We start from the raw sequence: 24006 nt of genomic DNA, 5'->3' as shown, positions 1-24006 counted from the left end.
ACTTTTCTTTTCCCATATCATGTAAATTTTAAAACATTCATTTTTGTTTACATGACACAGTTAGTTGAACACTCTCAGCTTCGCCTGCCCGGCCAGCACCTTGTCGTCGTTAAAAGCCGCGTAAGCCTGCAAAATGCCGGAGATACTTACCGCCTTTTCGGCCACCCCTCGGCGAACAGTCTCTTTCTGTTCGGTCGTGCCTTTGCTGTTGGCATCGGTCTCTTCATTTTTTTCTTGAATACGCTGGATCAGTTCATCCAGCTCGTTTTTCACGGTCACCATTACCGGAATGGTGTTCCAGCGCGGGGTGTGGTTGTCCAGCGCTGTCTGCGTTGCGAGGTACATACGCATGTGTTTGTTCTGATCTTGATTCATTTTTGTTCATTTTTTAATGATTAATCCTGAACGTATTTTCTCTTACCACACCTTAAGCAGAATAAAATAAAGCAATTTATTATTTACATCAAATATGTTAATGAGCATGTAGTGTCTGAAATTCAACAAGAAAGGGGTGTTGCAGGTTCAGCATTTGCTTGTTTGGATGGAATACAAATAAGAGGCGAGGTTTAGTGAGTTTAGTGAGGGCTTTTAGTAAGGGTTTCACTTTGAGTGAAACCCTTACTGGTGAAGAGGGCGATGGAATTATTTTACCATGGCACTTTCAGCATACTCAAGCTGTTTGCACAAGGCATCAAAAGCCACTTTGGCACATTTAATTTTCAGAGGTTCTAAATTAGCCGGCTCAGCATTTACTGCCCACAAACTGTTGTAGGCCATATAATCGTGGTGCGCATTCAGTAAAAAGGAAAAAGCATTCTCCGTATCCTTATCCAGAACGAGGATATGAATGCCAAAAACATTGACTGCCTCAGACTGACGGGGAGGAAACAGGATTTCCAAAACCACGTAGTAGTCGGCATTTGTTCCTTCTTCCTGAATGGCACTGGCCAGCCGTTTCATGTCGTTATTGAAGAAGTCCAGCTGCCCCTGACCTTCCAATTGTCCCGGGTTAAGTATTGTTTCGTTGAATTCGGCATTTAAATGAAGATCGTTTGCCAGTAAGTCGGCAAATGCTTTGGCCGAGCCTGGCGAAAAAGCGGTTGAATCAGGGGTGCGAATAACGGTGGGGTAAACCACAAACTTGCCGGGCTTATACGATTGCAAAAAGTCTGCGGACAAGTTGCTTTCGGGTTTAAATCCCGGATTAACCAGGACATTGGAGAGGAGTTCTTTGATTTCCGAAGGCAAGTCTTTCAGCCCGGCCTGGTATTTTTTAGCCGAAGCGGCAATGGTGGTGGCGTCCAGAACACCCTCGTAAATGTTGAAACGGTCGATGGTGCCAAACCAGGTGGGGTCTTGCATGTAGCCCGATTTGCACAGGTAGGCGAACTGGTTGCTGAGGTTGGCAATTGAATTGTTGGGAAACTCATCAATGGTGTTTTGGCCAACAAGTACACCATCCACATAAAATTTTATTTCATGGTTGTCGAAGGTGCTCACCACATGGTGGTATTTGGCATCTACGAGTGGCGTGCCAAATACATTGGTGCAGGTAGCCCAGGGGGTCTGGTCGTTCTTGCACGATATGGCGGTTGCGCTGTGTCCACCGTTGGTCAGCGATTGAAACAGGTAGCTTGTTCCGAGAGGTCCCACTGAATTTCCAAAGTAGGAGAACATGGTGAAATAGGCATTCAGATGCCCGGCACCCAGGTAAGCTTCCAGGCTCAATGCGGGATAGCTGTTAAGCGCAATCTTATTGGCCGGCAGAACGATGAACTGCCCTTGCGAAAACGAGACATACTCCCCGTTGATGATTTTTCCGCCATTAATGGTGCCATGTGCCTCACCAACTATGTCATTGGCCGTTCCATCATCAAAGGTATACGCGTGTTTCAACAAGGCATCCTGACTCAGAACGGTAGTTGAAGAGAGTGTCAGTAAGCAAAAAACAACAAGCAAACTGGGGAGGTATTGTTTTAAGATCGACCGGGTAGCTTGAGGGGTGAATCGGGTTTGTGCTGATTCTTTCATAACGTACGATCTTTGGTTTGTAACTGATGTTACGGATTTTATGGCCTTTTGATGCTTTATCAGACTGGTAATTGGGTTTGGTGGTGTGTTGCCAATGGAGAATATGGTAATAAGATTTATGTATGAGAAATCCACTTGTGTTACTAAGGTTTTCAAAACCTATCAAACATGCAAATACACAAATACAACCTTATCTTTTATCTTCAACCTTAGTAGAAAATAATCAAACATAAAACGACCAACCTTATAACCTTATTTAATCTGTAAGTGGCTTTATTCTTTTTTGATAATATTTGATGAAGGCCTCATACTCCTCTGCAAAAGTACGCTTCCGATGGTGCTCCGGTTGATTTAAAATGTATTTGCAAACACGATCAACTTCACCCTTCGAGACTGAAAAAGCAGAACAAGATTGTTGCCATCTAAAATTACCCGGCACCAATTTATTTTCCCGAATAAACCGTTCTGAACTTGCTGCAATAATATTGGCAATTTGCTGATCTGAAATAGCCGGAGAACGGGAAATCAAAAAATGAACATGCTCCGGATTAGCATAAATCGCATACAAATGGCATTCGTTGTTATTCACGATTCCTGTTATGTACTTTTCAATTCGCTCCCTGCTTTTCTCCAGAATCAAAGGTTCACGATGCAGGGTGGTAAAAACAAAATGGGTGTACAGGTTATTGTATTCAACTTTCATAATCCTATTCAATTAAGGTAATAAAGTTTGCTTCATTCAAAATCACCTTGTATTATTATGGCTTCAATAAAATACGGATTTCGACCTTAATCTCCTATAACACAGGTGAAAAAACAAGCACACAGTACTCTTATCAACATCCACTTCGAATAAGGTAATAAGGTTTGTTGCATGAGAAATCCACCTGTGCTACTAAGGTTCTTAGAGCGATAAGATTTCTAAACCCATAAAACATGCAAATACACAACCTTATCTTTCTTCTTCAACCTTAGTAGAAAGAAAATCAACATGAAAGAATCAACCTTATTACCTTATCTACCCCTGTATTGCTTGATTTGTTGTTGATGATATTCAATTTAGAATAAGGTGATAAGGTTTACTGTTTAAAAAAACTTCACCAGTGCTACTAAGGTTTTAGCGCAATAAGGTTTCTAAAACATAACACACAATGCGATTTCTGCTTTGAGTTTCTCCGGCTTGCAGAGGTTGCCAAAACAAAAGCCCCGCAAAATGTTGCGAGGCCTTTGGAGGGTATTACGAGTTAAGTAATTCTAGCTTAAAAATTCATCGATGGCTGCTGCTGCCTCTTTGCCGCACTGAATGGCGTGTACCACCAGGCTGGCGCCCCGCTCAACATCACCGGCTGCAAAAACTTTGTCCACGGAGCTTTGCTTTTTCTGGTTGACTTTCACGTTGCCGCGGTTGTCGTATTCTACGCCCAGTTCTTCCAGCAAACCCTTGTGAACCGGCTGGGTGAATCCCATGGAAAGCAAGACCAGATCCGCTTTCAGGATTTGTTCCGTGCCGGGTACTTCAGACATCAACCAACGTCCGTCTTTATCTTTGTCCCAGGCTACTTCAATTACCTCTGCTTCTTTTACCTGTCCGTTTTCGCCAATCAGCCGTTTGGTTGAAAGCGCCCATTTGCGGTCGCAGCCTTCCATGTGCGAACTGGAGGTACGCAGCGTGGTGGGCCAATAGGGCCAAGGGTTGTTTTCGGCCCTTGTTTCCGAGGGCTTGGGCATAATCTCAATTTGAGTTACGCTGGCTGCTTTTTGGCGGATGGATGTTCCCACGCAGTCGGAGCCGGTATCACCACCACCAATCACAAGTACATGTTTACCTTCGGCTGACAGGCGCGCTTTCGTGCTTACCTTTTTGCCGGCCACCACTTTGTTTTGTTGGGTCAGAAAATCCATGGCAAAATGAACGCCATTCAATTCCCGTCCTTCGGTAGCCAGGTCGCGAGGTTGTTCGGCCCCCATAGCCAGCAAAACGGCATCGTAATCATTCAGCAGTTCCTTTTGTGAAATATCTTTGCCAACGTTAACACTTGTTTTGAAGATGATTCCTTCTTCCTCGAAGATGGATAAACGGCGATCAATAATTCCTTTATTCAGTTTGAAGTCAGGAATACCATAACGCAGCAGCCCTCCAATGGCATCGTTCTTTTCAAAAACGGTCACTTCATGTCCGGCACGGTTCAGCAGGTCAGCAGCCGATAAGCCGGCAGGGCCTGATCCAATAATGGCTACTTTCTTTCCTGTGCGGACTTGAGGGGGATTGGCTTTTACTAATCCCAGATTAAATGCTTTTTCCACCGTTGAGGATTCGTTCTCGCGAATGGTGACCGACTCGTTATGGATAGCCAGCACGCATGATTTCTCGCATGGTGCGGGGCAAACCCGTCCGGTCATTTCCGGAAAACTGTTGGTGGAGTGCAGAATTTCATATGCTTCTGCGTAGTTTTTGTGGTAAATGGCATCCTGCCATTCCGGAATTTTACTGCCAACGGGGCAGCCCCAGTGACAAAACGGAACCCCACAATCCATACAGCGCGATGCCTGTAATCTTCTATCTTCGTCGTTCAGGGTTTGTTCCACTTCCCCGTAGTCGTATATTCTTTCGTTTAAAGGTCTGTAGCCACTTTCTTTCTTGGCTATTTTCATAAAACCTCTTGGATCTCCCATAATGCTATAATCTTTTCTTGTTTTACAATTCGTTCTTTACTTCTTATTCGTGACGGGATGGATCGTCTTCCGTCAGTTGTAATTTGCGTTCCAGTTCCTTCAACTTCAGTTCCTCAAGCACTTTCTTGTACTCGAACGGAATTACTTTTACGAATCGAGGCAGGTATTCTTCCCAGTTGGTCAGAATTTTTGCCGCTAAAGAACTTTGAGTATATAAGAGATGTTTGCTGATCATTTCCTGTAATTCATCAATGTCGGTCCGGTCTTCCAAAGCGGAAAGTTCAACCAGCCCTTTGTTGCAGTAGTAATCGAAATCACCGTCAACATCCAGCACATAAGCGATACCGCCACTCATACCGGCAGCGAAGTTACGCCCGGTTTTTCCCAGTACCACCACGCGGCCACCGGTCATGTATTCGCAGCAGTGGTCTCCGGTGCCTTCAACAACTGTTTTAGCTCCTGAGTTTCGCACGCCGAAACGTTCGCCGGCTACTCCACGAATATAACCTTCACCTTTGGTTGCCCCATAGAAGGTGGTGTTTCCAATGATGATGTTTTCTTCTGGTTTGAAGGTCGACCCGGCAGGAGGTACCACGACAATTTTACCTCCGGAAAGCCCTTTGCCGATGTAGTCGTTGGCATCTCCTTCCAGTCGGAAATTAATACCTTTGACCAGGAAGGCGCCAAAACTTTGTCCGGCAGTTCCATGGAAGGTACAGCTGATGGTGTCTTCCGGCAGTCCTTCTTCGCCATAGCGCTTGGATATTTCGCCTGAAAGCATGGCACCGGTTGTCCGGTCGGTATTGATGATCGGATGAGAAATCCACACCTTTTCCTTGCCTTTAATCGCCTTGTTGGCATCCAGAATCAGTTTGTGATCGAGATGGTCCTCAATTGATTTCAGGTTCGGGTGGGTATTGCGGATATCGTATTTCTTGGCTTCTGCAGGCATGTGTAATACCTGGGAGAAGTCGATGTTTTTCATTTTCCAGTTGGTGGCCTTTTCATCTACTTCCATTAGATCAGCACGTCCAACGATGTCTTCGAATTTAGAGAAGCCCATTTCAGCCAGGTGTTCGCGCACTTCTTCAGCCACAAAGCGGAAGAAATTAATCACAAACTCGGCTTTCCCAATGAAACGCTTCCGTAGATCTTTATCCTGAGTGGCAATACCCGCCGGGCAGGTGTTCAGGTGGCATTTGCGCATCATGATACATCCCATGGTGATCAGGGCTGAGGTAGAAAAGCCAAACTCTTCGCCTCCCAAGCAAGCCATGGAAACCACATCTTTACCGGTTTTTAGCTGTCCGTCCACTTGAAGTTTTACCCGTCCGCGTAGGTTGTTCATGACCAGGGTTTGCTGTGCTTCGGCAATACCCATTTCGGCAGGCAGGCCGGCGTGTTTGATCGAGCTGGCTGGGCTGGCTCCGGTTCCTCCTTCTCCACCAGAAATGATGATCAGGTCGGAGAATGCTTTGGCAACCCCGGCAGCAACTGTTCCAACACCATTTTCAGCTACCAGTTTAACGGAAACTTTGGCTTTGGGATTGGTCACTTTCAAATCGTAAATTAACTGTGCCAAGTCCTCAATAGAGTAGATGTCGTGGTGTGGTGGGGGCGAAATCAACGTAATTCCGGGGGTTGAGTTCCGAAGTTTGGCAATGATTTTATTCACTTTAAAACCTGGAAGCTGGCCTCCTTCGCCGGGTTTTGCTCCCTGGCAAACTTTAATTTGAAGTTCGTGTGCATTGGTCAGGTAGTTGTTGGTCACCCCAAAACGTCCGGAAGCAATTTGCTTGATTGAGCTTTGTTTGATGGTTCCAAAACGGTCTGAACTTTCTCCTCCTTCACCGGTGTTACTTCTTCCGCCAACGGTGTTCATCGCAACGGCCAATGCTTCGTGTGCTTCTTTGCTGATAGAACCATAAGACATGGCCCCTGTGACAAAGCGTTTCATAATGTTTTCAACAGGCTCCACCTGGTCCAATGGAATCGGGTTTTGCTTGAATTTAAAACACCCACGAATGAATCCGGGCTTTTTGTTGTCCTGATCTATCAGGGCGCTGTATTCTTTGTATTTGCTGTAATCATTGGTGCGGGTTGCCCACTGCAGCAAGCCAATAGCTTCCGGGTTCCAGGCATGGTGTTCACCATATTTCCGCCAGGCATAAGAACCCGAATTTTCGAAGCGAAATTTCTCAGGCCTGTTGGCGCTTTTATAGGCTGCTTTATGGAAGCGGCTGTATTCTTCTGCAATTTCTTCCAGTCCGATACCGCTCAGACGTGAGGCTGTGCCGGTAAAGTATTGGTCGATCAACTCGCGGCTGACGCCCATGGCTTCAAACATTTGAGCACCGTGGTAGGAGCGGAGCGTGGAGATTCCCATTTTTGACAAAATCTTCAGCAATCCTTTATCGACTGCCTTGATGTAGTTTTTGCGGGCATCTTTGTATTCCAGCTCGATTTCACCTCCTTTTACCAGGCGGTCGATTGCCGCGAAAGCCATGTAAGGGTTGATGACGCTGGCGCCATAGCCCAGTAGTAAAGCAAAATGATTGATTTCGCGTGCCTCGGCTGTTTCAACGATAATTCCAACCTGCATCCGTTTCTTTTTAGAAATCAGGTGGTGGTGAACCGCAGCAACGGCTAGTAAAGATGGGATTGGTGCATGCTCTGAGTCAACTTTACGGTCAGACAGGATGATGAAATTCATTTCGTCGTCGACGGCTTTTTCGGCCATCTCCAGCATGTTGTCAAAAGCTTTTTTGAACGCTTTATATCCTCCGCTTACCGGGAAAACCATGGGGATGGTTTTGTGGGTAAACATTTCATCTTTCAGATTTTTAATCTTGCCAAGGTCGGTATTGGTGATCAGCGGTCCGTCAAACTTAATTAGCTTACAGTGTTCCGGTGTTTCACCTAAAATATTGGAACTTAGTGAGCCAATATAGTTGGTCAGTGCCATAACCAGCCCTTCCCGGATGGGGTCGATGGCCGGGTTGGTAACCTGGGCAAACATTTGTTTGAAGTAGGTAAAGAAAAGTTGTGGTTTGTCTGAGAAGATAGCCAGGGGGGTGTCATTTCCCATGGAGCTAGTTGGCTCTGCTGCGCCGATAGCCATGGGCTGGATCAGGTCGTGCAGATCTTCTTTGGAGTAATTAAATACCTGTGATAAGGTTTCATAATCTTCAATTTCAGATGGAACCCTTTTCTTTACTTTAATATCTTTCATACGCATGCGGTTTTGTTTTAACCACATTTCGTATGGGTTGCGTTTACTTAGTTGATCTTTGACTTCTTTGTCAGGAATAATAATTCCCAATTGCGTGTCGACCAGTAAAATTTTTCCAGGGCGCAGTCGTCCTTTTTCGATGACCTCCTCGGGTTGAAAATGCTGAACACCTACTTCTGATCCCATCACAATAAGGTCGTTTTGCGTGATGACGTAGCGCGAAGGGCGCAGGCCATTACGGTCGAGTGTTCCTCCAATGTATCGTCCATCGGAAAAAACCATTGATGCCGGTCCGTCCCATGGCTCCATAATGGTGGAGTGGTATTCGTAGAATGCTTTCAAGGTTTCCGGAATGGGGTTTTTTTCGTTGAATGATTCCGGAATCATCATACACAGGGCGTGATGCAGGGAACGTCCGGTGAGATGTAAAAACTCCAGCACATTGTCGAATGACGCTGAATCGGATTTGTTGTCTTCAATAATAGGCAGGAGCTTTTTCAGGTCTTCGCCAAAGATTTCAGATTTAAGCAAAGCTTCACGGGCTTCCATCCATTTGCGATTACCTTTTACCGTGTTTATTTCTCCATTGTGGGCAATCATGCGGAAAGGCTGCGCCAAATCCCAGGTGGGGAAGGTGTTGGTACTAAAGCGCGAGTGCACTAAGGCAATGGCTGACTTAAAGCGTTCGTGTTGCAGGTCTTTAAAGTAGTCGGAAAGCTGGTGTGGGGTCAACATCCCTTTGTACACAATGGTTCTGGCCGATAAGCTGGGCTGATAAAAAGCTTCCTTGTGAGTCAGGTTTGAATTGGCCACGGCATGCTCCGTAAGTTTACGGATGATATATAATTTACGCTCCAGTGCTTCGGGTTCCAGTTTCCCTTTGATAAATACCTGCTTGATGGCTGGCTCGGTCTGCTTGGCAATTTCACCAGGAGCAGACGTGTCGACAGGAACATCACGAAAGCTTATAAGCTCTAAACCTTCTTCGTTGATGTGTTTGGTCAGAATATCTAAGCAGATGTCTGCTTCGCTTTCTTTTTGGGGCAGGAATATTAATCCGGTACCGTATTGACCTGGCTCGGGTATGTCAATCTTCAGCACTGATTTAATATATTCATGAGGAATTTGCATGAGTATCCCTGCTCCGTCTCCGGTGGCGTTATCGGCACTGGTTGCTCCGCGGTGGTCAAGGTTCTCTAATACCCGAAGTCCTCTGGTGATAATGTCATGAGAGGCTTGCCCTTTGATATGAGCCACAAACCCGATCCCACAATTGTCATGTTCATTGGCAGAGCTGTAAAGTCCCTGCTCTTTTGGAAATCTTAACTGCATTCTATATCCTTTTTTAAAATTATATCACACCTCGTCTTACAATTTCGCTGCAAGACACAACACGAGTAGATTGAAGCTATTTTCAACTACTTAAAAACTCTAAGCAAAACCCACAAAATACTTATGAAGTGAAAGCGAAAATAGCTATTAATTGAGTGATATCCAATTGTCCGCCTGGTTTTGCATGTTTGATAACATGAACAAAATTCTTTGTTTTTTTAGAGTTTGTATTATAAAAACGTGGAATTCACGGTGTTTACGCGTGTAGGGTGAATATCATTTTGTAATTAAAAGGATTTTAGAAATAACGTTTAGTTAACAGATGCCCCCTATTTTAATAGCTTTTTGATTGCCAAATCCATTTTTTCAAAGTTAAATGAATTGATGGTGGTGTTCATTTTTTGTTGAATTTCGGGGAGGCATAGGTTGCCGATACTTCCAGCGTGGGTGTGGGCTACCTGTTTGGACGGGTTGTATTCGCCTTGTTGAATTTGCTTGCCAACCTGGATGTAGGCATCGCGAAAAGGAACACCTTGCTGGACAAGCCGATTGACGTCTTCAACGCTGAATAGGTATTGGTAGCGATCATCATCCAGAATATTTTCTTTAATGGTCATTTCGCTTATTGCAAAGTTGGCAATCTTAATGCAGCTCATCAGTTCTTCAAAGGCAGGCAGAAAGATTTCCTTAATGATTTGCAGATCGCGGAAATAGCCACTGGGCAGGTTATTAATCATTAAAGTGATTTGGTTCGGAAGTGCTTGCAATTTGTTACAGTGCGAGCGGATCAACTCAAAAACATCCGGGTTTTTCTTGTGGGGCATAATGCTTGATCCGGTGGTCAGCTCGTCGGGTAGTCCGATGAATCCAAAGTTTTGACTCATAAAAAGACAGGTGTCGAAGGCTAGTTTGGAAAGCGTGGCGGCAATGGATGAGACAGCGAAAGCAACGGTTTTTTCCATTTTACCACGTCCCATTTGGGCATAAACGACGTTGTAGTTCATCGAGTCGAAGCCTAGCAATTCTGTGGTCAGCTCGCGGTTGAGCGGGAAGGAGGAGCCATAGCCTGCGGCTGAACCCAGTGGATTTTGGTTGGTGATTTTAAAGGCTGCCTGCAAGAGGGTGAGGTCGTCGACCAGACTTTCGGCATAGGCGCTAAACCAAAGTCCAAACGAGGAGGGCATAGCTACCTGAAGGTGCGTGTAGCCCGGCATCAGTTGGTCCTGGTGTTTTTCAGCTTTCGTAATCAGGGTGTCAAACAATTCGTTGGTGGCTTCAACCAGTTGGCGGATTTCGTCGCGCGCAAATAATTTCAGGTCAACCAAAACCTGATCGTTTCTCGAGCGCCCGCTGTGTATTTTTTTTCCAACATCGCCTAGTTTTTCGGTGAGTAGGGATTCAACCTGCGAATGGACATCTTCAATTCCCTCTTCGATGGTGAATTCGCCTTTTTCGGCCAGTTCATAAATCGCTTTCATTTCCAGTAGCAGCTGATCCAGTTCCTCTTTTTCGAGTAAGCCGATTGTTTGAAGCATTTTCGTGTGGGCCATAGAGCCCAGAATGTCAAATTTCGCCAAGTGTAGATCCAGTTCACGATCTTGGCCTACGGTGAATTCTTCGATGAGTTTATTTACGGATGTACCTTTGTCCCAGAGTTTCATATAATAAAAAATTAGCGATTTACTTGGTGCCGGTCGTCACTTGACAGGCACGAATCAATTTATTCTGTGAAAGAAAGAAACTGCAAATTAATTACTTTTTTCCCAATAGTCCTATTCTGACTTCCTTGAAAAGTGGTCTTTGCCTCTTAGGCTTTGCATGGTTTTAGGCAGAAGGATGATGCGTGTGGGGCGTATATATTAATATAGTATAAGCGTTCGCTTGTATGCTGCATAAGCATATGCGGGTGGCGATGGCTGATTTTCTCAGGGGAGAGGCAGCGTGGAGCTAAGGTGTCTGGTCTTCTTTGGATAGCGTGCTCTTAGGATAAGGCGTCTGCATGGAGAATTTCATTTGAAATTGGTTTCAGTGCAATCATTAAATAGGACAATGGGATGTTTTTCTGTCAAAAGAATGGTTGTATTTCTTGTTTAATGTCATTTTGTATTTCAAAAGAACCTCGATATTGTCATTGTGTTTGTGGAATAATCTAAATAATGCAAAAATGACATATTTCTTGTTTGGTGCTCTTCTTTGTGTCTGAAAAACGGTACTTTTTCTGTCGACCCCCTCCAAAATCTGACATATTTCCATAAAAACGATGGATTTTCAAGAATAACCCCCTTTGGAAGAGGGGGTTTAATGTTAATTGAGTATTAAATATAAAACTGACCCTGTTGCGATGAGGGGTTTGTTTTCAAAATAGACATACTTTTGAACAACAGACCACGAAAAAATAGGGGGTCATGATCAAAAAAGAGACTTTTTTAGAATTACACGCTATAGCAAGTACACACCAAAGAATATCAAATGAAAAAATGTAAAATCATCAAATTTTAGAATCATGAAAAAATTACGATTACTTCTCGTTTTTGTATTGGCAATGACACTGGCTGGAAATTTACAAGCTCAGGACTGGGATACTGGGGCAGACTTTGTGTCAAGCTATGTTTGGCGTGGTACCAAATTTGGAACAGGCCCGGCTATTCAGCCATGGGCGGAGTACAGTGCTGGCGGTTTTGCGCTTGGCGCTTGGGGATCGTACGGTTTTACCGACGATGAAGCTGCAGAGGCTGACTTGTATGCAAGTTATGGGTTCGATCTGGGGGACGGATCAACCTTGTCTTTAACTGTTACGGACTATTACTTTCCGGGCTCACCATACTTCGACGGTGATTCGCACTTCTTTGAACCTATGGTTGGCTTGGATCTGGGAAGCTTTTCCTTCTTGGGGGCTTATATGATTGGCTCGGACGCCTCGGATGTGAGCGACCTTTACCTGGAGGCCGGCTTAAATCTTGGATCGGTTGCTTTGACTTTGGGAGCAGGCGACGGGGCTTATACGGTTGATGGCGATTTCAGTGTTTGTAATATTGGTGTAGGCACTTCGAAAGAAATCAAGATTACGGACTCATTCTCCATTCCAATTTCTGGAACAGCAATTTTAAATCCATCTTCTGAACAGTTCCATATTGTTGTAGGCATATCATTATAAAATAAAATTTTGAAGAGATGAAAAAGATTGAAGCAATTATTAGAAAAACCAAGTTTGATGAAGTCGCAGAAGCGCTTCATGAAGCAGGCATTGAATTCTTCTCTTTCTGGGATGTACGTGGTGTTGGCCAAACCCGGCAGGAGCGCGCTTATCGAGGGGTTATTTACGATACGAGCTCAATTGAGCGGACGATACTTTCCATTATTGTGCGTGATAAAAATGTGGAAAAAACGGTGTTAGCCATTATGCAAGCGGGCAGGACTGGTGAGATCGGAGATGGCAAAATATTCATTTCCAATATTGAAGAGTCGTACCGCATACGAACAGGTGAGTTTGGCGATGAGTCCTTATTTATCAAAGGGAAAGAAGATTAATAACCATAAAATAGAATTATCATGGACGAAACTTTACAAGGCCTACAAATAGGCATAGACAATATGTGGTTATTGATTGCAGGATTTATGGTGATGTTTATGCAGCCAGGTTTTGCAATGGTGGAGGCTGGGTTTACCCGATCCAAGAATACTGCAAATATTTTGATGAAAAACTTAATGGACTTCGCAATCGGTTCTTTGTTGTACTGGTTTATCGGATTCACATTAATGTATGGTGACTCGATTGGTGGTTTGATTGGAACACCCGATTTGTTTTTTATGAGTGAAGGCTTTGGTGAGAATTATTCCGATTATGCTGACTTGTTTTTTCAAACCGTTTTTGCTGCCACGGCTGCTACCATTGTGTCCGGGGCTATGGCTGAACGGACGGAGTTTAAAGCTTACTTGATTTTTAGTATTGTCATTACAGTCTTTGTTTACCCGATTTCGGGGCATTGGACCTGGGGGGGCGGCTGGCTGAGTGAAATGGGTTTCCACGATTTCGCGGGTTCATCCATTGTTCACTCGGTAGGTGCCTGGCTTGGCTTGGCCGGAGCTGCCACGATTGGTCCACGGATTGGCAAGTATGGTAAGGATGGCAAAGCCAAAGCGATTCCGGGTCATAACCTGGCCTTGGGAGCGTTGGGTGTCTTTATCCTGTGGTTCGGCTGGTTTGGTTTCAATCCCGGATCGCAGTTGGCTGCTGCCGGAACAGACAATGCCGTAGCACTGGGACATATTGCTGTAACAACCAACCTGGCCGCTGCTGCCGGAGCTGTCGTAGCCATGATGGTTTCGTGGGTTCGCTACAAACGACCGGCGCTGTCCATTTCATTGAACGGTGCCTTGGCTGGCTTGGTGGCCATCACGGCTGGTTGTGATGCTGTTGATCCGGTTGGAGCCGTCTTGATTGGCGCTGTTGCCGGTTTTGTGTTGCCCTTTGCGGTTGAATTTATTGATCAAATATTGAAGATTGACGATCCGGTTGGAGCTATTTCCGTGCACGGGGTTAGTGGTGCTTTGGGTACATTAGCTGTCGGCTTGTTCTCTACTTCAGAAGGATTATTCTACGGACATGGAGCTGGCTTGCTGGGTATTCAGGCTGTTGGAGTGTTAGCATTCTTTGTTTGGGCGTTCGGGTGTGGATGGATTTTGTTCAATATCCTGAAAAAAGCCAAGATACTTCGGGTGTCCAAGCGCATCGAGGAAGAAGGTCTTGATGTGTATGAACATGGAGAAAGTGCCTACAATTAATAGTTTCCTCAGCCTTTTAAGTCTTTAGTTCTCTCAAGGGTCTGCTGTCTGGCAGGCCCTTTTTCTGTTGATTGTAATCTGTGGTGCCCGATGGATGTGGAGTGAACGATTGTGTGGTGTTGAATAGGACTGTCGTTGATTTTTATTCAATTTGTCTTTGATATTCAGCCGTTTTGTTTTGAAGGTGATTCGGAGGGAGAGCTGCGAAATCGTGCAGGGGTAATGGGATGCGTATGATTTGTTTCAACTTTTTGCTGAAGTAGTCGTTGGTTTAGTTGAACGATTAAAAATAGAGGAATGCGTGAATTTAAAATCTTTACAGAAATAAATAAGCCAAGCTTGGAAGAAAAGAACCAGTTGATTGATTTTTTATATCTTCATCTCGAGAATTTTGGGGATCCGAAGAACGACATTGAAAAAGCCATGGACTATGCCTTGAAAGTGTATCCTTCGTTTGGAGGTTTTGTGCTTGGGGCTTACGATGCGGAGCAGCTTATTGGTGCGGTAGTGGTTAATCAAACCGGGATGAAGGATTACATTCCGGAAAACATTCTGGTATATATTGCCACGCATAACGAACGCCGGGGGCAGGGCATTGGCAGGCAGCTGATGCAGAAAGCAATTGATCAGGCGCAGGGTAATATTGCCTTGCATGTAGAACCGGATAACCCAGCTCGTCATCTGTATGAGAAACTAGGTTTTAGTTCAAAGTATTTGGAAATGCGATTGCACAGGACTACTTAATGAGAGGCTGGAAAAAAGGGAGGGGAGCGTCGGGTGAGCAAGAATGAAAATTTAAGCACATGACTAATAATCAAAAAACAATCAATTTACTGGAAGCTCAAATCGAGAAATTTGTTGAGGGGCTTCGACCGCCGCCAGACATGCGGGATCAGTTGGATGTTGGTTTTCATTTTGAAAGCAATACCCTGGAGCTTTTTGAAATCCGGCCTCGCTGGGATCAACCTGAGGAGCTCATGAATACCCCTTTTGCGAAGGCTAAGTTTATTAAATCGCGCGCGGTTTGGCGTATTTTCTGGATGCGCGCCAATGGTAAATGGGAAAGCTACTCGCCCATGCCGGAAGTTAAGGATCTGGCGGAGCTGTTTGACGTGATTGAAAAGGATGAGTATGCTTGCTTCTTTGGATGATCAGTTCTGTAACTAAGCTTTCTTTTTCAGTACCAGTTCTTGCAGGCGATACATTTCGTCGCGCAGTCGTGCGGCTTCAATAAAGTCGAGCCCCTTGGCGGCGGCCTGCATTTCCTTTTTCGTCTTCTCGATGGTTTTCTCCAATGCCTCCACACTCATGTATTGCACAACCGGGTCGGCAGCAACATCCGGATGACTGGCACCTCCGGCATATTCTTTTTGTTTGTCATCGCGATATTCGTAGCCAATAATTTCGCGGGTTGGTTTGACGATCGCTTTCGGGGTGATGCCATGCTCTTCGTTGTATCGTAGCTGTTTCTCACGCCTGTAGTTGGTCGAGTCGATCGTTTTTTGCATCGAATCGGTAATCTTGTCGGCATACATAATCACCATTCCGTTGAGGTTACGTGCCGCTCGCCCTGCGGTTTGGGTTAGCGAGCGCTCGGAGCGCAGAAAGCCTTCCTTGTCCGCATCGATGATGGCTACCAGCGAAACCTCCGGCAAGTCCAGCCCTTCACGCAAAAGGTTAATTCCTACCAGCACATGAAATCCGCCCCTGCGAAGTTCTTCCAGAATCTCAATGCGTTCCATGGTGTCGATATCCGAGTGAATGTAGCGGGTTTTGATCCCCATGTTAATCAGGTATTTGCTCAGTTCTTCGGCCATGCGCTTGGTTAGCGTGGTTACCAAAATCCGTTCGCTTTTTTCAATCCGAAGATTGATTTCGTGCATCAGGTCATCAATCTGGTTGATTGACGGACGAACTTCAATGATCGGATCAAGCAGTCCTGTTGGTCGGATGATCTGCTCAACAATTACCCCTTCCGATTTTTCCAGCTCGTAGTTGGCTGGTGTTGCACTAACGAAAAGCGTTTGGTTAACCAGGTCTTCAAATTCCTCAAATTTTAGCGGTCGGTTATCGATGGCTGCCGGCAGGCGAAAGCCATATTCTACCAGGTTGATCTTGCGCGAATGGTCGCCGCCATACATGGCTCGAATCTGGGGAATGGTCACGTGACTTTCATCCAGGATGGTCAGAAAATCATCCGGAAAATAATCGAGCAGGCAGAAGGGGCGGGTGCCAGCTTCACGACCATCAAAATAGCGCGAGTAATTCTCAACACCCGGGCAATAGCCTAGTTCGCGCATCATTTCCATGTCGTATTCTACCCGTTCCAATATCCGTTTAGCTTCCAGTGGTTTCCCAATTTCCTTGAAAAAATCAACTTGCTTCATCAGGTCATCCTGAATTTCAAGGATGGCTGATTTCATGCGTTCTTTGGTGGTTACAAAAAGGTTGGCCGGATAGATGATGGCGGTTTCCATTTCGTCAATCGTTGTTCCTTCTAAGGGGTCGAAGCTGTAGATCTCTTCAATTTCATCGCCCCAGAAAACGACCCGGATTGCTTTGTCATCGTAAGCCAGATAGATATCGATGGTGTCGCCTTTCACCCGGAAGTTGCCGCGTTGGAAATCAACTTCGTTTCGCGAGTAGAGGGCATCAACCAGCTTATGCAGGAATTGGTTGCGATTGAGTGTTTCACCTACGCTGACACTGGTTACGTTGGCGTGAAAATCCTGCGGGTTACCAATACCATACAAGCACGAAACCGACGAAACGACGACCACATCACGTCTTCCTGAAAGCAGCGCCGAGGTGGTGCTCAGCCGGAGTTTCTCGATGTCTTTGTTGATTGAAAGGTCTTTCTCGATGTAGGTTCCCGTGGTGGGCAGGTAGGCTTCGGGTTGGTAATAATCGTAATAGGAAACAAAGTACTCCACGGCATTCTCGGGGAAAAACTGTTTCATCTCGCTGTAAAGCTGCGCAGCCAGCGTTTTGTTATGACTCAAAATTAGGGTAGGGCGTTGCACCTCTTCAATGACTTTGGCCATGGAAAATGTTTTTCCCGACCCCGTCACTCCGAGAAGTGTTTGGTTGCGCTCGCCTTGCCGGATTCCTTCGGATAGCTGCCGAATGGCTTCCGGCTGGTCGCCGGTGGGCTCGTATGGTGAAATTACTTTTAAATCCATGTTTCTGTTAGTTCCAAATTCTTAGTTCTAAGTTCCAGGTTTCAAGTTTCTGAAAATTGTCCATTTCTTTTTTCTTTCATCTTGTCTCCTGCTTTCCTTCCCCTGTCTCCGTCTTGCTATTGCCAATTAAGCTGAAAGTAAACCGGAAAATGATCTGAGATTCCGCCATAATAGTTGGGCCCGCCATAAGTTCGTTTGGGCGACATCTCTCCTGATTTATTGCGGTACTCCATCCAGGGGCGGTGAAAAACAGCACCCAGCTGGTCGGTCACGACAAAGCCTGATCCGCTAAGCAATGCCCCTGAAACAATCAGGTTGTCTATCATGTTCCAGTTTCCCCGGTAATTATAGCTTCCTTGGTGTTGTTCGTCCAGTGGAATCATCAGGTTGTACAGTTCCGACGTGGTATTGGGAGCAGCGGCAGTCAGCGTTTCGGCTAAGCTTTTGTTGTCCGGTTCGTCATTCATGTCGCCCAGAATGATGATCTTAGCGTCGGGATTTTCAGCCAGCAATTCATCCACTTTGTTTTTTAGCGTTTGGGCGGCTACCAGCCGGTTGGGTTCCGATTGTTCGGTTCCACCCCAGCGCGATGGCCAATGATTTACAAACAGGTGGATCTTGTCTTTACCCAGTTTTCCATACACATATAAGATATCGCGGGTTGCAAATCCCGGATCAACCAGCAAAGCTTCCTGATGCATCAATTTAAATTCGCCTTTTCTGAAAAGCAGGCCAACGTCAATCCCGCGCTTGTCGGGGCTGTCGATATGGACGATTTGGTACTTGCCATCAGACAAGGGGGGTGTTGTAGCCAGATCTTCCAATACCTGACGGTTTTCAATCTCACATACTCCAATAATTTCGGGCAGCTCTTCTGAGTTGACGGTTCCCAGTACCCGGCTTAAGTCTTCCAGTTTTTTTGTGTAGCGTTCGGTGTTCCACTTTTTATCCGCTTCCGGCAGAAATTCATCATCGTTAATAGCCGGATCGTCAATCGTGTCGAACAGGTTTTCGACATTGTAGAAAACAACGGTGGCTTTTTTGTGCAGCGGAGCTTGCTGACATGCGCTGAGTAGAAGGACAACAAGAGCAAGTAGACTAATTTTTGAATTCATCTCTGTTTCGTTGTTTGAATGCTTAAGCTTTAGACTAATTTGTATGTAAAGTTAATCAATATGCTTTTAGTAGAACCAAGAACCAAGAGTCAAGATCCAGGAATCAGGATGTAGTGAATATTAGAATGTCTGTTTGCTCCTTGCCCTCTGCTCTTCTCCGATTCAGTTATTCCTGTCCAATGGTTACCTCGTAGTAGTCGGTCACATCGACCACCTGCATGCCGGCTTTTTGAGCGGCTTGAATTCCGAGGACTCCATCTTCAAACACCAGGCAGTCTTCGGGGGCGACGCCAATTAGTTCGGCACACTTCAAAAAGGTTTCGGGGTGTGGCTTGTGTTTGCTGACATCATCAGCCGAAACCAGCTTATCGATGTAGTGGTCTACTCCGATGATGTGCATGGCCTTGCGCGAGAGAGCGCGACAGCCACCTGTTCCGATAGCCATGGGTAACTTGCCATGGTATTCCCGAATGACGTCCATCACGGCTTCAATTGGTTGAGCCTTGTGCATGTTGTCTTCGTACTCTTGCTCTTTCGAGTCGCCCATTTCCTGAGGATCAATATTCTTATTGAATAGCTCATTCAGCTTTTCCACCGTTGGGTAAAGCGGAATGCCAGCCAGTTGCTCAAAAAGTTCGATGGTAAAATCGATGCCATAGCGGGCGGCTGCGTTTTTCCAGGCAATGTAGTGGATGGGCATGGTATCGGCAATGGTGCCATCTAAATCGAAAATCAGTCCTTTAATTTCCGGGCTTACTTCAAGTTTTGCTGTCATGTTCTTGTGTTTACTGAATTTAAGCTAGCAAAAGTAACCAATTTGTAACGAACAAGTTCATTCGCTGCATTACCAAAAAATTAAGATGTGTGAGCTTGGGTTCAGGCTTCCGTCCTTTCCGGGAAAGGATGGAAGCCTGAATGATTTGTCGCCTGATAAGCGGAAGCAAGCCCGGTGCTTAGTTGGCGGTTTCTTCCAGCAGATTTGCAATGGCGGTCTGGTTTGCGCGTTTGGCGTGCTGCAGGGGCGATACTCCTTCGCCATCGGCCAGGCTGATGTCGCAGCCGGCAGCAATCAGTATCCGCACAACTTCCTGGTATTTGGCACTGCCATCGCCAAGAATGATGGCTTCCAGTAGGGCCGTCCATCCCAAACGGTTAATGTGGTCGATGGGGAAGTCTTGCGTATTGGCCAGTAGCCTGACGGTTTCAATATGCGCTCGTTCGCAGGCCGGAATCAGGGCGCTGCCATAGTAGCGGTTAAAAACATCGAAGCGGGCGCCATTGGCCAAAAATAATTTCAGCAGCTCGGTTTGACCCGTCGCCCCGGCATGTAGAAACGGACTGGCCAGTTGCTTATCTTGCTGATTGACATCGGCACCATGGGCAACAAGCAATTGGGCCATGTCAAAATGTAGTGCCTGAGTCGCAATCAACAGCAACGAGCGTTTGTTTTCATCCCGGGTGTTCACGTCGGCTCCGGCTTGTAATTTTTTTTCTACCTCATGAAGCTTATTTTGCTTAACAGCTTCAAGAAGCGCAGATTGCTCTTGTTTCATTTCAGTTGTTTTTACAGGATTCGGTTGTGCTTGAAAAAGGTTAAGCACAATGAAAAGCACGAATATGTTCATGGTGTATTTCTGTACGGGCTAAAATACAAGATTGCCCTGATAAATCAGCGACTTAACCGGCGATAAGCGGGATACCGCTTCTGCCGAACAGCTGGCTTCCAGTAAGGCAAGGTCTGCCTGGTCTCCCGGTTTAGGCCATTGCTGGTTGCCTTCGTCATCCAACGGTAGCACATTGTAGGTAGCTAACTTGAGGCTTCGCGATAGGGCATACTCGGTGCCATAGCCATACAGTTGAGCCATTACTTTGGCTTTTTCAAGCACGCTGCCACTTCCCCAGGTGTTCCAATGGTCTATAATGCAGTCATTGCCGGTGCCCACCGTTACCCCGTGCTTGTACAACGTTGGAATGGGCATGATTAGTCGTCCGAAAGGAATGGTGGAAATAATGCCAACCTGGGCCGCACTCAGCTTCTCCGCCATTTCTTCTTGTTTGGCCTGTTCTAGTCGGCCCAATACAAAGCAGTGACTAATAAAGGTCTTGCCTTTCAGTACCGGATTTTCATTGACTTTATCAATCAGGTATTCCATGGTTTGTAGTCCCGAGTCTCCTGTTTCGTGCAGGTGGATATCAATTCCTTTGTTGTAATCCAGAGCCAGCTGAACGGTAAAGTCGATCGTCTTTTCAATTTGCCCGTCCAGCGTGTAAGGATCAACGCCACCAATGTAGTCAATATCCGTTTGGGCAGCCTCTTTCATCAGTGGGGCCGAATCGGTATAGTACACGCCATGCTGAGGGAAAGCCACCAGCTCGGCACCAAAGGAGTTTTTCTTGTTCTCCAGCGCTTGCTGTAGGTTTTTTAGCGAGTTGAGCCCGGAAGTCGGTTCAATGTTCACCTGGCTTCGGGCAAAAGCAGAGCCACAGGATTGCAGCAGCTCGATCAGTTTTTCAGCCCGCTCGGTCGATGTTTTTAGCATCTCGGGCAGGATTTGCTGCTCCAGGGCGATCATGCCTTTTACGCCGCCCTGTCTTTTCCGGATTGCTTTCCATGGCCCACCGTAGAAGGTTTTGTCCAGGTGAATATGCATGTCCTTGAAGGCGGGCAACATCAGGTGGCCCTTGGCATCAACTGCCTGTGCTGCCGGATTGTTGGGCGAAACCTGGCGGATCTTACCATCTTCAATGTCGACACAAAACAAGTCGGTTTTTGTGGCAATCACTTCATCCCCTTCATAGTCAAAGCCGGTTTCGAGCCGTACATTTTTTAAACGAATGCTGTTCATCTTGGTTGGCATTGTGTTTTCAGCTGGTGCTTGCCGGGCTGTATTTGCAGCAAGTGCCGGTGCGGCTAAACTTAGTCCGGTAGCCAGCATTGCTGAATTTTTAATAAACTCTTTTCTGGAAACTGTTTTACGTCTCATTTTTTGTCTTTTAATAGCTTGTGTGGAAATAGCGTCTTTTTTTAGCTCAGACGCTTAGGCAGGTCGAAAGGTTTCCGCACAAAACTAGGAAAAAAAAGAAAACATTAGCGGATGAACTGAAGTTGGCTGTGATTTGCAGCATTATCCGAAAAAAAAGAATGGGTGAGCCTGTGAAACGGACTCCATTCGCAAGTTCTGCCTGGCTTCCGGTTATTGGGCAATAAAACCCCTATGAATCGAGAGGTTCACGTACGGTTCTGTGAGAAGTTAGGGGTGAAATTCCCCTCGCTTACTCGACTGGCAGCTGGCTTTTATTCCCCCCTCAAGTATCTCTACTGTCTTTTTCCTCCGCTTGTCAGTGAATAGTTTCTCCCAAGATAAAACTAATATATCATAGCCGCCTGATTTTGATTTCTCTTCATATGTCAGTTGATACATAGAGATTTGTGGACTGGAATCTTTTTCAATCCAAGGAATTACTGAATTATTGAAATACTCGGATTTTGATATAATCTTAGTTCCTGAACTTCCTGTTATGAATGCAACCTTTTTGTTCTTGAAGTCAAAAGTATCTCTTTGTTCTTCAAGCAGAGAATTTAAAAGTTTCACTTCATAATTATTTAAGATTGGTCGATTGTCAATTCCAAGACTATCTAAGCTTTGGGCATATGACCCAAATACCAAAAATAATGTCGATAGTATAATTAGTGTTCTCATGTTTTTAGCTTGCTGCCAACGTCTGTGTATATTTACCTGGTAGATATATACCGCTATTATTCGAATTGTTTTTCACACTTTGGAAGATCTTTTTTTAAGGCTTACATAAAAATCGGAGGACGGAGTTTGTTGGTGTTCATCGTCTTTCATTTAGGGATTTTTTAGCTTTCGCCGCTCAATTTACAAAACTTTACAAAATGTATGCGTGAATAAATGCATTTTATACTCGTTCTAAACAATTGACAGTCCACCGCTTCCGCGCGAGGAATTACGTACTGGATATCGCTTATTTTCTCATCGGTTACTTTGTTGCTTCACCCTTCGATGGACGTATTGTCGTGTCTCCGGAATTGATATTTAGTTACAATTGGTTTCACCATGTTACTTGTGGGGGAGCCATCCGAGTCTGTTTGGGACGATTAAGTCCCTTGTATTTGCCATTGAGGGCAGCAGGTCGTGGTCGGACGAGTCAGTAGGTCTGTTGCTCCGTATCAAGTCCATATATTCCAGGTTTTTTCTAGGTTATTTCAAAGTATCTTCTGTGTTTTTAAATACAGAAGCAATACAGAAGATTCACAGAAGCAACGCAGAAGATCCGGACTTGAACCGATGACGATTCTGCCCGGAAAAGAAGCAATAGAAGAAATGAACAGACGAAGGAATGAGAACACGAAGGCACGAAGCCACCGACAGGTGAAAAGCTTGACTGTTTCATCGGAAAAGAAATGAAAGGAGCCGTTGACACTGAAGCCTTAACAACACAACCACCTCGACACCGGTCGGAACTATTACAAACTGACAACTTCAGGCTAGTAACAGATCCTGAAACGAATTCAGGAAGACGCTTAAAGCGGATAACCGAAAGCACGAGGATACGAACGTACGAAGTCCTGTATCTTATTTACTCAGGAACTGAGTACAAAATCCCAATAGGTGAACAAACGAAGCCGCGAAACGGGCAGCTCTTCGGTTTCCTATTTCTGTCTTCGGTCCGCATTTTTAGGATGAACCTTTTTTCTTTACCGAAAAAATAAACACTTTTGACCAAATTTTAGAACACATGGACCGACAAGCTTTTTTAACGCTGACCACCAGCTCGCAGTGGGTATTGTTTTTAGCAATTGGGTTAATTATTTACTCGTGGATTGAAAAGCGCCGGCTGTTCCTGCAACTGGGGCAGGGTACCTTTTTGGTGTTGGCGCTATTTGCCTTATGGGTAATTGTCAGTGGTCAGCTTGCCGTGCCTGAAGTGGAGCAGGGGCAGGCTCCTCCTGTTGAGGCCAAGGCGCTGGCTTTTTTCTCCGGTTTAGAGGTGACCGGGGCAATAGCAGTACTGGCTTTTGTGTTAGGACGCTTCCAGTCGAGTTGGGCCAAAACGGCGAATCTGCTTTTGGTTGCGGTGGGGGTGGCTTTATTCTTTATGGTGTACCAATTACAACGAATCGGATGAGCATAGATCAGAAATACCATTTGAAAAACCGGCCAAGTCAGGAGCTTACTGCTCGCGATGAGACGGATGCAATCCTGAAAAAGGGCAAGTTTGTGACCTTGTCGTTGTGTCGCGATAATGAACCCTATATCGTGACTTTGAGTTATGGCTATGATTCGCAACGGCAGGCCCTTTATTTACATACAGCCAAAGAGGGCTTGAAACTCGATTTTATCAAGAGCAATCCTGCGGTGTGCGCTACCGTGATTGAGGATGGTGGTTATGTACCGGATGAATGCAGCCATGCTTACCGGTCGGTGGTGTTTTGGGGTACCATCCATTTTGTTGAGGAGCTGGAGGAAAAGCAGGCCGGCATGCAGGTTCTTTTAAATCACCTGGAAGAAAAGGAATCGGTGATTCAGTCCAAGTTGTTGAAAGCTCATGCGGCTTCGGCTAAAATGGAAGTGCTGAGGCTCGATATTGGCGAGATTCACGGCAAGGTGGGCTATTAGTCGCCTTTATGTTGTCG

The 24006-nt window shown here is 45.6% G+C and carries 19 protein-coding genes; 7 read left to right on the top strand and 12 right to left on the bottom strand.

Annotation, left to right across the window (positions count from 1 at the left end):
* Positions 1 to 60: 60 nt before the first annotated feature.
* The 6 genes from ACUNWA_RS08520 to argH form a co-directional block, all read right to left on the bottom strand.
* Positions 61 to 375, bottom strand: coding sequence for a hypothetical protein (locus ACUNWA_RS08520; RefSeq protein ID WP_445591470.1), 315 nt, complete (start codon positions 373 to 375; stop codon positions 61 to 63).
* A 267-nt stretch (positions 376 to 642) separates the two neighbouring features.
* On the bottom strand, positions 643 to 2031 hold the full coding sequence (locus ACUNWA_RS08515; RefSeq protein WP_445591469.1) for a LamG domain-containing protein: 1389 nt from the start codon (positions 2029 to 2031) through the stop codon (positions 643 to 645).
* Between the two features lie 256 nt (positions 2032 to 2287).
* Positions 2288 to 2734 carry an IS200/IS605 family transposase gene (gene tnpA / locus ACUNWA_RS08510; protein ID WP_445591468.1) on the bottom strand — a complete coding sequence of 149 codons (447 nt, stop codon included), beginning with the start codon at positions 2732 to 2734 and terminating at the stop codon, positions 2288 to 2290.
* Between the two features lie 551 nt (positions 2735 to 3285).
* A complete protein-coding gene (locus ACUNWA_RS08505) occupies positions 3286 to 4704 on the bottom strand; it encodes a glutamate synthase subunit beta (RefSeq protein WP_445591467.1) in 1419 nt (472 codons plus the stop codon).
* A gap of 43 nt (positions 4705 to 4747) precedes the next feature.
* Positions 4748 to 9268 (bottom strand): glutamate synthase large subunit, encoded by a 4521-nt coding sequence (gene gltB / locus ACUNWA_RS08500; RefSeq protein WP_445591466.1) that lies wholly within the window; start codon positions 9266 to 9268, stop codon positions 4748 to 4750.
* Between the two features lie 329 nt (positions 9269 to 9597).
* Entirely contained in the window at positions 9598 to 10929 is a 1332-nt protein-coding gene (argH, locus tag ACUNWA_RS08495; protein WP_445591465.1) for an argininosuccinate lyase, read from the bottom strand.
* Positions 10930 to 11771: 842 nt separating this feature from the next.
* On the opposite strand from argH, the gene ACUNWA_RS08490 reads away from it, so the two are divergent.
* The 5 genes from ACUNWA_RS08490 (at position 11772) to ACUNWA_RS08470 (ending at position 15201) form a co-directional block, all read left to right on the top strand.
* The gene (locus tag ACUNWA_RS08490; protein WP_445591464.1) at positions 11772 to 12422 is read left to right on the top strand and encodes a hypothetical protein; all 651 of its coding nucleotides are present in this window, start codon (positions 11772 to 11774) and stop codon (positions 12420 to 12422) included.
* Positions 12423 to 12439: 17 nt separating this feature from the next.
* Positions 12440 to 12796: a P-II family nitrogen regulator gene (locus ACUNWA_RS08485; protein WP_445591463.1), complete on the top strand. Its 357-nt coding sequence runs from the start codon at positions 12440 to 12442 to the stop codon at positions 12794 to 12796.
* A 21-nt stretch (positions 12797 to 12817) separates the two neighbouring features.
* A complete protein-coding gene (locus ACUNWA_RS08480) occupies positions 12818 to 14050 on the top strand; it encodes an ammonium transporter (protein WP_445591462.1) in 1233 nt (410 codons plus the stop codon).
* A 297-nt stretch (positions 14051 to 14347) separates the two neighbouring features.
* The gene (locus ACUNWA_RS08475) at positions 14348 to 14794 is read left to right on the top strand and encodes a GNAT family N-acetyltransferase (protein ID WP_445591461.1); all 447 of its coding nucleotides are present in this window, start codon (positions 14348 to 14350) and stop codon (positions 14792 to 14794) included.
* 59 nt (positions 14795 to 14853) lie between these two features.
* Positions 14854 to 15201 carry a DUF3024 domain-containing protein gene (locus ACUNWA_RS08470; RefSeq protein ID WP_445591460.1) on the top strand — a complete coding sequence of 116 codons (348 nt, stop codon included), beginning with the start codon at positions 14854 to 14856 and terminating at the stop codon, positions 15199 to 15201.
* 12 nt (positions 15202 to 15213) lie between these two features.
* Here ACUNWA_RS08470 and uvrB read toward each other — a convergent pair whose 3' ends face one another.
* From uvrB to ACUNWA_RS08440, 6 genes are all read right to left on the bottom strand, one after another.
* A complete protein-coding gene (uvrB, locus tag ACUNWA_RS08465) occupies positions 15214 to 17232 on the bottom strand; it encodes an excinuclease ABC subunit UvrB (protein WP_445591459.1) in 2019 nt (672 codons plus the stop codon).
* Positions 17233 to 17348: 116 nt separating this feature from the next.
* Positions 17349 to 18347, bottom strand: coding sequence for an endonuclease/exonuclease/phosphatase family protein (locus ACUNWA_RS08460; RefSeq protein ID WP_445591458.1), 999 nt, complete (start codon positions 18345 to 18347; stop codon positions 17349 to 17351).
* 166 nt (positions 18348 to 18513) lie between these two features.
* Positions 18514 to 19122 (bottom strand): HAD family hydrolase, encoded by a 609-nt coding sequence (locus tag ACUNWA_RS08455; protein WP_445591457.1) that lies wholly within the window; start codon positions 19120 to 19122, stop codon positions 18514 to 18516.
* 178 nt (positions 19123 to 19300) lie between these two features.
* Positions 19301 to 19972 carry an ankyrin repeat domain-containing protein gene (locus ACUNWA_RS08450; protein WP_445591456.1) on the bottom strand — a complete coding sequence of 224 codons (672 nt, stop codon included), beginning with the start codon at positions 19970 to 19972 and terminating at the stop codon, positions 19301 to 19303.
* 18 nt (positions 19973 to 19990) lie between these two features.
* Positions 19991 to 21331 carry an amidohydrolase family protein gene (locus ACUNWA_RS08445; protein ID WP_445591455.1) on the bottom strand — a complete coding sequence of 447 codons (1341 nt, stop codon included), beginning with the start codon at positions 21329 to 21331 and terminating at the stop codon, positions 19991 to 19993.
* Between the two features lie 267 nt (positions 21332 to 21598).
* Complete coding sequence (locus ACUNWA_RS08440) at positions 21599 to 22048, bottom strand: hypothetical protein (protein ID WP_445591454.1); 450 nt, start codon at positions 22046 to 22048, stop codon at positions 21599 to 21601.
* Positions 22049 to 23108: 1060 nt separating this feature from the next.
* On the opposite strand from ACUNWA_RS08440, the gene ACUNWA_RS08435 reads away from it, so the two are divergent.
* Positions 23109 to 23498, top strand: coding sequence for a hypothetical protein (locus ACUNWA_RS08435; RefSeq protein ID WP_445591453.1), 390 nt, complete (start codon positions 23109 to 23111; stop codon positions 23496 to 23498).
* Positions 23495 to 23989 carry a pyridoxamine 5'-phosphate oxidase family protein gene (locus ACUNWA_RS08430; RefSeq protein WP_445591452.1) on the top strand — a complete coding sequence of 165 codons (495 nt, stop codon included), beginning with the start codon at positions 23495 to 23497 and terminating at the stop codon, positions 23987 to 23989. Before ACUNWA_RS08435 ends, ACUNWA_RS08430 begins: the two co-directional genes overlap by 4 nt.
* The last annotated feature ends 17 nt before the right edge of the window (positions 23990 to 24006 follow it).

The organism is Sunxiuqinia sp. sy24 (assembly GCF_052677165.1).
This window is presented reverse-complemented; position numbering and strand designations above follow the sequence as displayed.